Below are 12,038 nucleotides of genomic sequence, written 5' to 3' on the forward strand. Positions count from 1 at the left end.
TCAACGCTTTGGGAGGGTTGAGGCATGACAATTCATCGCCCGCGGAGACCCCTTTCCACACCCACGCTCCACCTCATAGCCTTGCCGCATGGCAAGGGCTCAAGAATCGCCATAATAAGCCATGCCCGCCGATGACCTCTTTAAGCTTTGGAAACTCCACGAAGTCGACTCCACCATCGCCGAACTCCGAGCCAAAGCCGCCGCTCTCGACCCCGGCAAAAAGTTGATGGCAGAGATTAAGGCTCTCGAAGCCAAAAAAGCGGAAACGGAGAAGACATACCACGAGCTCCACGGCGAGCAGTCCGACCTCGAACTCAAACAAAAAAGCATCAGCGACAAGATCAAGAAGATCGAAGCCGATCTCTACGGCGGCAAAATCGTTAGCTCCCGCGAAGTCGAAGCCTTCCAAAAGGATGTGGCGATGCTAAAAAAGCAGCGCGAAGAGTTCGATGGGCGGGTGATGGAGCTGTGGGATTTGGTCCCGCCCGCTAAAGCTGCTGTTGCCGAGATGGAGAAAGAGATCGCCGCAAAGCGGGCCGAGCTCAAAGAGCACCAAACCAAGGTGATGGCCTACAAAGGTCAGATCGAAGAGCTGTTCAAGCAGAATATGGCCAAGAGGCCAGACGCCGCCAAAGGTATCCCTCCGGCGATGCTATCGCGTTACGACAACATACGTCAAAAAGCCGATGGTGTCGCCATGACAAGAGTGAACAAAGGCGGGTTTTGCAGCACTTGCGGGATGCACCTTGCCGAGAAGCTGATCGAGAGCGCAAGAGAAGGCAGAATGGCAATGTGTGAAGGCTGCGGAAGGATCCTTTACTGGTCGGAAAGCGTAGTCTGAAAAAGCAGGAGAGCCGATTTGGATTTTGGATTTTGGATTTTGGATTTTGGATTACGGATCGCGAAGCAAGGATCACGGCTTACAGATCACGGATCACGGATCGGCCACGCGTGTTGGTGCCGCTTCGTTCGGGCAGCCAAGCGGGTTCCCAGTATTGAACTGCAACCCTTTGTGTCTTTGCGCCTTGGCGAGAAAAAGGCAATCGTCTCCACGTTGCACGACCGAGAACAGGAGGATCAGGCTCTGCGTTCTCCGCGCCTCTGCGAGAAACAAACCAACTCAGACCCGGCCCAGCCCTTTGCTCCTCTGCGCACTTGCGAGAACCTAATCCAAAATCGAAAATCCAAAATCCAAAATCCAAGCTGGGCCGCTATTGCCGCAATCCTCATCTTTGCCACAACAGGCTGCGCCAAGTTCCCCAGCAATCCAAGCGGTGACCAAACGACCCGCGTCACCTTCACGATCACGATGGACCAAGCCATCAATCAAAACTTCGTCTATATCTTCGCCCTCAACCCGTCCGACCAGGTCAATCCACCATCGCAGGGTCCGATCCCAGTCATCTCGCCGCCGTGGGGCAACGGATTTGTTGCCGGAAATGCCCGGTACTTCATCCGCTGGGACCCCAGCCAAAGCCCACGATTCCAGATTTTTCGGTTCGAAGACACCGACCTCCTCAACTTCATCCCCATTGGCACACCGGTTAACTTTGAAGATGTCCAGCCCGGGGACCGTACTTTCCACTTCGATATCGACATGAGCCAGATCGCCGACACCATCCCCATCGCCGAGGCCTATCAAACGCTGCAAGTCAACATCCTCACCATGGACAACGTGCCTCAAGGAAACGGCGGCGGCAAAGCTTGGGACGCCCTCGGCAACAGCACCTCGCCATCTGGCATCAACGATTTTCTCAACGTCGATCTCCGCACTTCGCGAACCTATCGCCCGCTCGACCTCATCACGGGCGAGCCCGTGGGTGATGTCGCCGACCCCAGACTGGACATCTCTGATTTCAGGATTGAGGTAAGACCGCGATAATGCCGCGTGTTTCGGTCATCCTGACCTGCTATAACCACATCAAGTTTCTGCCCGCTGCCTGGGAAGGAATCTGCAATCAGACCTACACAGATTGGGAGGTCATCGCCATTGACGACGGTTCTACCGATGGCACTCGCGACTGGCTCAAGACCATCGAAGACAAAGCCAAGGTCATCCTGAACGAGCAAAATTTGGGCACGTACGGGTCGCTCAATCGAGCGCTAAAGGAGTGCACCGGAGAGTTCATCGCCATCCTCAACGACGACGACCTCTGGGCGCCCACCAAGCTCGAAAGCCAGCTTGAATTGTTCGAAAAGCATCCAAAGGTGGGCCTTGTCCACACGGATGGCTGGTTCATCGACGGCAACGGCAACAAGATGGAAGGCTCGCCACTCGGCTTTGAGTTCCCCAAGACCGAGACCGGAGACATCCTCATCCCCCTCCTCTATGCCAACAAAATTATCGCTAGCGCGGCCCTCATCCGCAAGGAGTGCTTCGACAAGCTGGGCGGGTTCAACGAGGCGTATTTTGGGTCGGGCGATTGGGAGATGTGGCTACGCATCGCCGAGAAGTACGAGGTTGGGTGCGTGCAGGACCAGCTGACTTTCTATCGCGTCCACGGAGGCAACGCCAGCCACAAACTGGATCGAATTTGGAAGGACGATCAGATGCTGCGGGAGTGGATGCAGACCAAGTATCCGATCCTCGAAGGCCACGGCTATCTGCCTGACGCCATTACCAACGCCAAGGCTCACAACGAGGCTTGTCTCGGCACGGTGCGCACGCTCAACGGTGACCCAAAAGGCGGCCGCGAAGCCTATGCCGCCAGCATCAGACTGGCCCCAAGACGGTACAAAAGCCACCTTCGATGGTTGGCGACATTCCTGCCCAGATCGGTGTTTCGAAAGCTGCTTTAGTTCTCGAGACTTGCTTTTGTTTCTCGCAAAGCCTGGTAGCGACGTTGGGTTCTTGACGAGGTTGGCGGCAAATCCGAAGGTTGTTTTTATATTTCTCGCAAAGGCGCAGAGCTCGCAGAGCCTCCAACTTAAACTCTGTGCTCTTTGCGAGCTCTGCGTGAAACAAAGAAAGTCCCCACGTACACCCCTATCTATGGCAGAACGAAAGCAAAGAGGCCAGGCTTAGCGTCTTTGCACCATTCCCAGAAACAAAATCAGCCGTTAGGGTTCACTAACACCAAATGCGCCGCATTTACCTCGACCACGCCGCGACTACCCCCATGCTCCCCGAAGTCCGGGAAGCCATGCTGCCGTGGCTAAACGTCGAGTTCGGCAATCCCAGCAGCCTCCACGCCGAGGGCCGCAAAGCCAAAGAGGCCATCGACGCCGCCCGGGAAATCCTCAGTGACTCCATCGGCTCTCTCTTCGCCGAGGTCCTCTTCACATCTTCCGGAACTGAGGCCGCCAACCTCGCCATCGTTGGGGCTGCCCTCGCAAACGACGATCCAAAAAGAAACCGCATCCTTGTCAGCGCCGCCGAGCACCATTGCGTTCTTCACCTTCAACCCCTTCTCGAAAAACTCGGCTACAAAGTTGAGCTTATCCCGGTCACATCCGAGGCAGAAACAAAGCCTGATGCAGTAAAGGAAAAGCTCAGTGACAATGTGCTCATGGTCTGCGTCATGCACGCCAACAACGAGCTCGGCACCATCAACGACATCGCCGAGATCGGCAGCTCCGTAAAAGCAAACGGCAGCCTGATGATGGTGGACGCCGTCCAAACCTACGGTGTCCTCCCCATAAACGTCAAAACGTTCCCCATCGATCTTCTCACCTTCGCCGCTCACAAGCTCTACGGACCCAAGGGAGTCGGCGCGATCTACATCCGCGCAGGAACCAAGGTCAAACCGATCCTCTACGGTGGCGGGCAAGAGCGGGAGATGCGAGCAGGAACTGAAAACGTCGGCAACATCGTCGGCTTTGCCGAAGCCGTCAAACAGGTTCTTCCCAACGACGAAGGCCGCCTGCGCAAACGCCAAACCCGCGACACATTTCTCGCCGTCCTCATGGCAGAACCCTCCGCTGGTGTGCGCCTGACCGTAGACCCCAGACAAGCCACCCCCATCCTTCCCGGACACATTCACCTCCGCTTCCCGGGCATCAGCGCCGAATCCATGCTCATCCGCCTCGATCGTATGGGAATCAGCGCGAGCAGTGGAGCTGCCTGTTCGTCGGGGAGTCTGGAGCCAAGCCACGTCCTCCTCGCCTGCGGATACACCGAACAAGAGGCCAGCAAAGGGCTCCGATTCACCTTCGGGATCCACACAACCGTCGAGGATGCAAAGGAAGCCGCTGCCAGAGTCGTCGAGGCCGCTTCCCAGGTCCGGGGAACCAAATCAAGCCCGATCAGGTAACTTACCTTCGTGAAGTTTGCAAGCGTTTTGGCCCTCATCGTCGTGGCTTCGTGGGCCAGCGCAGACCGGCTCTTCTTCCTCCCGGTCGGCAAAAAAATCCCCTTTGGCACCGCTCGCGTGGAGTACATGTTCGACGGTGGATCGCACGATACCAACCGAGGCTGGCTCGGACTCGGCATCACCAACATCTTCGATCTTGAGCTCACTTACGAGCAATTCAATGGACGCAATAAGGTCAATTCGGTAGATTTCAGCTACAACTACCTCACGCCCATCACCGACTTTGGCCCCGGGATCAGCGTTGGCGTTCGCGACGCGCTCAACGAAACCCGCGAAGGGCGATACTATTACATCGCCGCAACCAAGTACGTCGGGCTAGAGGGCGAGCTAAACCAGAACGTGCCGTTGGAATTCACAATCGGCTACGCCGGCGGATCAAGAAACGGGCTTTTCGCCGGAGCCGATGTGCCGATCACCGAGTTCTTCCACCTGATCACCGAATTCAACAAGAGCGGAGTCACGAACGGTCTGGAGCTGCGCCCGCATCGGGGGTTGTCGGTTCGGTGGATGCATCGAGATCAGCAGGTGCTTTGGTCGCTGGGTTGGACGAAGCGCTTCTGACGTCGTAGCCACCCTCGTGGCAAAGCTCCAAAATCCGCCGCTCAAGCTCAGCTAAAAACTTCTCTTCGCGCTCTTTTTCCGAGTCTGCCGGGATGTCGGCGTATCGCATAGGCTCACCAAAAAGAACCTTCACCCGTCCAAAGCGCATCTTCTTGCTGCCCTTCGGCCAACGCTTGAACGTGCCACAAATCCCTACCGGCTGAACCCACGCCCCCGTCTTCCGGGCAAGCAGGCTTACGCCCTTGTTGAACGGCCCCAAATACTCCCCAAATCCCCGTGTCCCCTCGGGAAACATGATGATCGCCTTCTCCATCTCAAGGATCTGCAGGGCAAGCCGAATCGCCTCCCGATCCCCCGCCCCCCGCTTAACAGGGAAGGACCCAAGGGAGGAGATCAGCCAGCCAAACGCCTTCGACTTAAACAGCTCGGCCTTGGCCATAAAGCTCAGCATTCGGGGAATGGCGCAAGCCACCGCTGGCGGGTCGAGATAACTGACGTGATTGGGAGCTACAATCACCGCCCCCTTCTTGGGCACGCGCTCCTTGTACCGAACCGTAAACCCGCCCGTGAATACAAAAAAACCGATCCGCACCAGGTTCCGGACAAACCAATACCAGCTTGTTTTGAGGGCGCGCATCGGGAACTCATTATATCTGCCGGGAGCAAAACAATCATTCAAGGACCTCAAGAACGTAAAATAAGGGAGATGACTTCCCTGATTCTCGCCGCCACGCTTGCTTATGCTCCGATGCAAAACATCAACCTCACACCGGGACTGACCATCACCCAGTCATGCAAAGTCAATCGGGCTGAGTTCCTGCGTCCATGGGGCGACGAGAGCGGCAAAACCGGCGTGATCACCATCAAAGGCGAAGGCATCACCGTCGACTTCAACGGAGCCACGCTGCGGGGCACACCCGAAACCACCGAGCCCGATCAGCGAAAGGGAACAGGCATCCGCATTGAAGGCAAGAACATCACGATCAGAAATTTGAACGTTCGGGGTTATAAGATCGGCCTCATCGCCGATGGTGTGGAGGGTCTCAACCTCTTCGACTGCGATGTCAGCTACAACTGGAAACAGCACCTGAAGAGCACACTCGAAGCCGAAGACACCGCCGACTGGATGAGTTACCACCACAACGAAACGGACGAGTGGCTCAAATACGGCGCGGCGATCTACCTCAAAGGCTGCACCGGATTTGAAGTCAAGCGAGCCCGCGTCAACGGCGGTCAATGCGGCCTGATGATGACGAACTCAACCAAAGGGCTCGTCTGGAACAGCGATTTCTCCTTCAACAGTGGCGTCGGTGTCGGCCTCTACCGCAGCTCTGACAACCGCATCATGCACAACAAGATCGACTGGTGCGTTCGCGGATACTCCCACGGCGTCTACAACCGAGGACAAGACTCCACGGGCATCATCATCTTCGAGCAATGCCATCGAAACACTTTCGCCTTTAACTCAGCAACCCACGGCGGCGATGGCTTCTTCCTTTGGGCTGGTCAGCACACGATGGATACGGGGCAAGGCGGCTGCAACGACAATCTGCTCTATGGCAACGATTTCAGCCACTCCCCCGCAAACGCGATTGAGGCCACGTTCAGCCGAAACGTCTTCGTCAACAACTTTTTGGTGGACTGCTGGCACGGGGTCTGGGGTGGTTATAGCTACGACACTGCGATCCTTGGAAATGTCTTTGGGATGAATGGCGAGTCCATCGCCATCGAGCACGGGCAAAAGAACCGCATTGCCTACAACTACTTCGACACCGACAACAACGCGCTGTATCTGTGGCAAAACGACAACCCGCCCGATCCAAAGTGGGGCTACCCCAAGAACAAAGACACGCGCAACGTGGGATCAGAGGTCTTCGCCAACGTATTCCGCGACGTCACCGGCATCGCCGTCGATCTTGGTTCTGGCTCAGACATCGGCATCCGCGAGAACATGTTCGACGGCTACAAGACCGCCTTTAACTACCGAGGAACCCAGTCCGGTATTGAGATTGAAAAGAACACTCTTCGCGGCACGCTTCCGACCTATAAGGACGGCATCCAGAACGTCGACAACCAGTGGATGCAGATCGGCAGGCCCATCTCGGCTGAGATCATGACGCGAGGCGGCAACTCGTTTACCGACACCCCCAGCGCCCCCCTCGGAACCCGCTCCATCGAAAAGCAAAGAGACGATCTTCTTGACAAGCTTTGGAAGCTCTGGAACCCGTTTGGTGTGTCCACGGTCCTGCCCAAGCCCGTCCGCGACTATCTCGGCCCGGACCGCACGAAACTTGCCGAAGCCGAAGTCCAAAAGTACGCCGTCAAACCGATGGACGGCGGCCTCAACGCGTTTCTACCAGCAGGCCATCCGCGTGGACGCCGGTACATGATGGTGGACGAATGGGGCCCCTACGACTTCAAGCGCCCGATTTTGTGGCCGGTCGGAAAGACCATCGAGGGCAACAAAGTCTTCGAAGTCACCGGGCCTGAAGGGGAGTTTCGCCTATCGGTCAAAAAAGGACTCGGTCTGGTACAGGTGAACAGCAAGTCGCTAAGGCAGACAAACGGCGAAACTTGGTACACGCTCCCCGCAACCATCGAGATTCAGCCGAGCCTTGCCTCGTCCAACGACCGCGAACTCGGCATCATCTACGTCGGCAAAAGCGCCGTCACCGACTACCGCGGAGTCGTCACCCCCGCCGGAAAGCCCTTCAAATTCGGATGGTCGCAGTTCCTCGCCCCCATCGATTGGAACGTTAAGTTCGTGGCGTGGGATGCAAACTCGGACCCGCGCACCAAGCTCGACGCCTTCCACAAGCTGTTCGACGGCCCGCCCGTCAAACAAGAGAAGATGACCGAGCTCAAGATCGTTGACGGGATGCCGGGACTCCCTGCAAACAACTACGGAACCCTCGCCGAAGGCACCTTAACCATCGATCCGGGCAACTACATCCTTGATGTCACTGCCGATGACGGCGTTCGTGTGTGGCTTGACGGCAAGCTTTTGCTTGACGAATGGCATTGGCAAGGTCCAACGGCGTATCCGATCAAAGTCAAGCTCGGCGGCAAGCACAAAATCCGCATCGAACATTTCGAAATCGACGGCTACTCAACGCTGCAACTCCGTGTAAAAAAGGCCTGACCTGCAGGGAGGGCAACGCTCTGTCGTTGCCGTATGCGATCCCTCCATAACTAACCCTGCTGGGAGGGCAACGCTCTGTCGTTGCCGCGATCTGATCCCTCCATAACTGCAGTTATGGAGGGTACTTTTTATAATTGCCCGGCTACAGTACCCCTGCTTGTCTCGACGTGGACAACGAGGAAAGAAGTATAGATTCTCATCCCTCCAACCGCTTGCGGTGGAGGGTACAGCCATCTTCAAAAAGATTTGGTCAAGAGCCTTGCCTGCGTCTCTCGCGTACGCCTCACTCCCGACTATTCACACCCAGCCCCCCGCTACTCACGACTCAATTCATCCCTCCAACCGCTTGCGGTGGAGGGTCTATCGAACCTCAGAAAGAGATCACCCAGCTCCCCGCTACTCACTACCCACTACTCACTACCCACTACCCACTACTCACTACCCACTACTCACTACCCACTACTCACTACTTACTACCCTCACCAACTTCACCCGCAGAGTATAGGTATCCCCCGAACCCCCCGGCATCTCCACACCCTTCGCGCTCATCGTGATCGAATTCGGAATACAAGAATCCTCCGGGAAAACTGCCTCGCCCTTTGCCTCAATCCCTTTAGCCCACCCCGAATCGCTCATCGCCACAGCGCACCTAAAAGTCTTCTTCTCTTTGTCCCAAACGCCCGCCGAAAACTCCAACCGCGTCACCTTCGGCGTATCAGCCTCCTCGATCGTGCGCTTAAAAGCGCTGCTCGCGTTCGGCCCAAACCGATCGGGACACAGGAAATCCACCAATTGATTCAGCCTCTGTTCCTGCTGCTGCCGCCCACCCTCCACGAGCTTTGTCCGAAGTCCATAAGGGTCCACCGTATATTGCTCAATTAACGGCTCAAGCCCCGGCGGCATTGGAACGTCAACCTCACCGATCTTGTTGCCCGTCATCGTCCGCTTCGATTCGATAGCGAATGAACCCTTCAACCGCTCAAGGACTTTCTTCTCGACACGATAGGTGAAGGACTGCTCTAGTTCTCCGGTCTCCGAATCCAAAAACTCCTCGGTCACCGTCGAGACCCACGTCTCGCCTTTGGTCAAAGGAAGCGTATCCTGAGCCGGGGTTGGCAGGCCAAGAATGGCAACGGCAATAGCTGCAACCAGCATTAACGTCCACCTTCGAGCGGCTTTTCGCCAGCTTTGGTGTAGCCTTGCTCTCGGGCAAGCTGTTCGCGCCCAGACGGGCTCTCATACTGCCCCTTCTGCCTCAGGAGGGCCTCACGGTCTTGTTCGGCCTTCTTCATCTCAGAAACCTTCTTGTCGGCCTTGACGCGCTGCTGATTGTACGTGTCCCACGTTCGAGCGCTCAGCGCAATGCCCACGGCAACCGCAACCCCAACAAACACCATCTCCCAAACGATTCTTTGCTTTTTCATTTCACAAATTGATGCAGGATCAGGTTCGTATTCCCAGGGGCTCCTGCCGGTACGCCCGCCGTTACGATCACCGAGTCCCCAACCTTTAGACGTTTGTGTCGAAGAAATCCGTCCATCGCCCGCTCAACGATTTCGTCTGTCGTGCTGGGCAGGCCGATATGAATGGCCTCAACGCCCCACACCACCGCCATCTGAAGCTGAGTTTTATTGTCCCAAGTCGCACACAAGATCGGCATGTCCGGCCGGAATTTGCTCACCAAACGTGTCGTCTGCCCGCTTGTGGTGGTCGTCAAAATCGCCTTCGCCCCAATCAGGCTCGCCAGCCTCGCCGTGGAGTGCGCCACAGCCTCCGTCGACTCCAGTTCATTGCGCTTCACCGGCTTGTTCAAAAGCGCCTCGTGGTCGAGCATATCCTCTGCTTCACACGCGATCTTTGCCATCGTCTTGACCGCTTCAATCGGATACGCGCCGGAAGCCGTCTCGCCGCTAAGCATGATCGCGTCCGTACCGTCCAAAATTGCGTTCGCAACGTCGGAGGCCTCCGCCCGCGTTGGCCGCGCCACCGTCATCATGCTCTCAAGCATCTGCGTGGCCGTGATCACCGGCTTGCCCGCTTCATTGCATTTGCGGATGATCTTTTTCTGCGCCATCGGCACCTGTTCAAGGTCCATCTGTAGGCCAAGGTCGCCCCGCGCGACCATGATGACATCGCTCGTCTTCAAGATCTCTTCGATGTTGCGCAGCGCTTCTTTGGTTTCAATCTTCGCACACAGCCGGATGTCCTTGTCGTAGGTGTCGGTGAGCCGCCGAAGTTCGCGCATATCAGCTGCTGTCTTCACATAGCTCAGCGCGATGAAATCCACCCCCAACCGACAGGCTTCGTAAACGTCCTGGCGGTCTCGATCCGTCAGAGCTGGGGTGTCGAAGACCCTCCCCACAACCGTCAAGCCTTTTTTGCTCTTGAGGGGGCCTCCATTGACGACTTTCGCATCCCAATACCCCTCATGCTTGGCGCCCAATCGAAGCTCAATCTCTCCGTCGCCCATCAAAATCCGGTCGCCCGTCGCCAAAACTCGAACGATCTCCGGCTGACGAATTGGAATGAGCACCCCATCCTTCTCTCCAACCGTGACGCTCTCACCAGCCTTCAAGTCCACCACGCCGCCCTTCAGCTCACCGATCCTAAACTTGGGCCCCTGCAGGTCAGCCAGGATCGCCACCGGACCAAGGTCGGGCGAGAGCTCCCGAATCCAAGCGACAGCCGCCGCCTTGCTCTCCCAGTCGCCGTGGCTGCAGTTAAGCCGGGCAACGTTCATCCCCGCGTCGATCAGCTCCTTGATCTTTTCGCGCGTATCCACGGCGGGCCCGAGTGTGCAGACAATCTTTGTGCGTCGTTTCATAGTTCCTTTGCCTCCAGACGCATTGCCCAAAGGCTCATGCTCACACTCGCTAACGGAGGGCGCGTATCAAACACTAAAGACGTTCAAACTCCCCTTTACGCCCCTAACCCGATGAATCTCGCGTCAACCGGCTCAGCGTCGCCTCCATGATGTCGGTCGTTTGCGCACTCACGCTATAGACCAGCGCCTCCCGATAAATCCGTTGAGCGGGGTGAGTGATGATGTTTGCCGCTCCGCTGGAAGACACGATCGCCGCATGGGCGCAGCGCACGGCAAGCTCAATCGCCCAGGCCCTAATGCGCAGCTTCTCATCGGTCACCACATCAAGCCCACTCTCCTGAGCCTTGCCCATCGCGGCCCTGCAAGCCCCAAACTCCTCAAGCAGCGCGCTGTAAGTCACTGGCAAGAACGGAAGTGGTTTCTTCTCGGCGTTGCGCTCCAAAACGTCAAGCCCCGCCCGCGCGCACCCAATCGCATAATGACCCTGCAGGACGATGTTGATCATGTCGTTGCGGCGAGCCCACTCCGATGGCTTGATGAACAGGATCAAAGAATCGGGGATAAACCAATCCCTTAGCGTCGCGCCCACCGTCTGCGCCGACTCCATCGCACACAGCCGCATCGGTTCGGAGAGCGTCGTCGTGCCGGCATTTGGGGGAGCCTGCGCTATCGTCTCCAATGGGGCAATCCCGTAAACCGCCTTACCGTCGGGCAGCGTTGCGCCAACGATGTATTCAGGATAGAAGCTCCAGCCCGTGATCCAAGGCACCGACCCGTTGATAACATAGCCGCCTTCGACCCTCTCAGCCGTGATCATCGGATCTCCTGCCCTTCGCAACTGGCTGATCCCAATGCCGAGCAACCGTTCACCGCCCGCCATGCGCGGAAGGTACTCGGCCTTCAAACCGTCGTTGTCGCATTTGGCGATGAGCGATACCGCGCTCTGATGTTGGGTCATCAAGAAGGAGAGCGAGCCCGAATAGCGCGCACTTGCCTCTTGAAACTCTCTAAACTCTTTCTCGGGCAGCGCAGGCCCGCCAAACTCCATCGGACGCTTGAGCGCCATCAAATTCTTGTCGCAAAGACCCCTGAGGGCTTTGCGCAGGGCCTCAGGATCAAGGTCGATATCCGCCGCACTCGGCCCGACCTCTTCTCGAAGATAGGTTTCTGCTTCGTGCAACACTTCTTGGGGAGTCAA

Annotated in this window: 11 protein-coding genes; 6 read left to right on the plus strand and 5 right to left on the minus strand. The window is 57.0% G+C overall.

What is annotated here, in order from left to right:
• The first annotated feature begins 121 nt into the window (after window positions 1-121).
• From KF784_03350 to KF784_03370, 5 genes are all read left to right on the plus strand, one after another.
• On the plus strand, window positions 122-841 hold the full coding sequence (locus KF784_03350; GenBank protein ID MBX3118074.1) for a hypothetical protein: 720 nt from the start codon (window positions 122-124) through the stop codon (window positions 839-841).
• A gap of 171 nt (window positions 842-1,012) precedes the next feature.
• On the plus strand, window positions 1,013-1,882 hold the full coding sequence (locus KF784_03355; GenBank protein MBX3118075.1) for a hypothetical protein: 870 nt from the start codon (window positions 1,013-1,015) through the stop codon (window positions 1,880-1,882).
• Entirely contained in the window at window positions 1,882-2,799 is a 918-nt protein-coding gene (locus KF784_03360) for a glycosyltransferase (GenBank protein MBX3118076.1), read from the plus strand. The genes KF784_03355 and KF784_03360 overlap by 1 nt, the downstream gene beginning before the upstream one ends.
• Window positions 2,800-3,080: 281 nt before the next feature.
• A complete protein-coding gene (locus tag KF784_03365; GenBank protein ID MBX3118077.1) occupies window positions 3,081-4,253 on the plus strand; it encodes a cysteine desulfurase in 1,173 nt (390 codons plus the stop codon).
• A 9-nt stretch (window positions 4,254-4,262) separates the two neighbouring features.
• Window positions 4,263-4,874, plus strand: coding sequence for a hypothetical protein (locus tag KF784_03370; protein ID MBX3118078.1), 612 nt, complete (start codon window positions 4,263-4,265; stop codon window positions 4,872-4,874).
• On the opposite strand, the gene KF784_03375 is transcribed toward KF784_03370, so the two are convergent.
• On the minus strand, window positions 4,771-5,511 hold the full coding sequence (locus KF784_03375; GenBank protein ID MBX3118079.1) for a 1-acyl-sn-glycerol-3-phosphate acyltransferase: 741 nt from the start codon (window positions 5,509-5,511) through the stop codon (window positions 4,771-4,773). The genes KF784_03370 and KF784_03375 overlap by 104 nt on opposite strands.
• A 69-nt stretch (window positions 5,512-5,580) precedes the next feature.
• Between KF784_03375 and KF784_03380 the strand changes: the two genes are divergently transcribed.
• On the plus strand, window positions 5,581-8,016 hold the full coding sequence (locus KF784_03380; GenBank protein ID MBX3118080.1) for a right-handed parallel beta-helix repeat-containing protein: 2,436 nt from the start codon (window positions 5,581-5,583) through the stop codon (window positions 8,014-8,016).
• Between the two features lie 459 nt (window positions 8,017-8,475).
• Here the strand turns inward: KF784_03380 and KF784_03385 are convergent, their stop codons facing one another.
• From KF784_03385 to KF784_03400, 4 genes are all read right to left on the minus strand, one after another.
• A complete protein-coding gene (locus KF784_03385; protein ID MBX3118081.1) occupies window positions 8,476-9,171 on the minus strand; it encodes a hypothetical protein in 696 nt (231 codons plus the stop codon).
• Window positions 9,171-9,440 (minus strand): hypothetical protein, encoded by a 270-nt coding sequence (locus KF784_03390; GenBank protein ID MBX3118082.1) that lies wholly within the window; start codon window positions 9,438-9,440, stop codon window positions 9,171-9,173. The genes KF784_03385 and KF784_03390 overlap by 1 nt, the downstream gene beginning before the upstream one ends.
• Entirely contained in the window at window positions 9,437-10,840 is a 1,404-nt protein-coding gene (gene pyk / locus KF784_03395; GenBank protein ID MBX3118083.1) for a pyruvate kinase, read from the minus strand. Before pyk ends, KF784_03390 begins: the two co-directional genes overlap by 4 nt.
• A gap of 103 nt (window positions 10,841-10,943) precedes the next feature.
• Window positions 10,944-12,038, minus strand: a complete 1,095-nt coding sequence (locus KF784_03400) for an acyl-CoA/acyl-ACP dehydrogenase (protein ID MBX3118084.1) — start codon at window positions 12,036-12,038, stop codon at window positions 10,944-10,946.

The organism is Fimbriimonadaceae bacterium (assembly GCA_019638775.1).
Taxonomy (GTDB): domain Bacteria; phylum Armatimonadota; class Fimbriimonadia; order Fimbriimonadales; family Fimbriimonadaceae; genus JAHBTD01.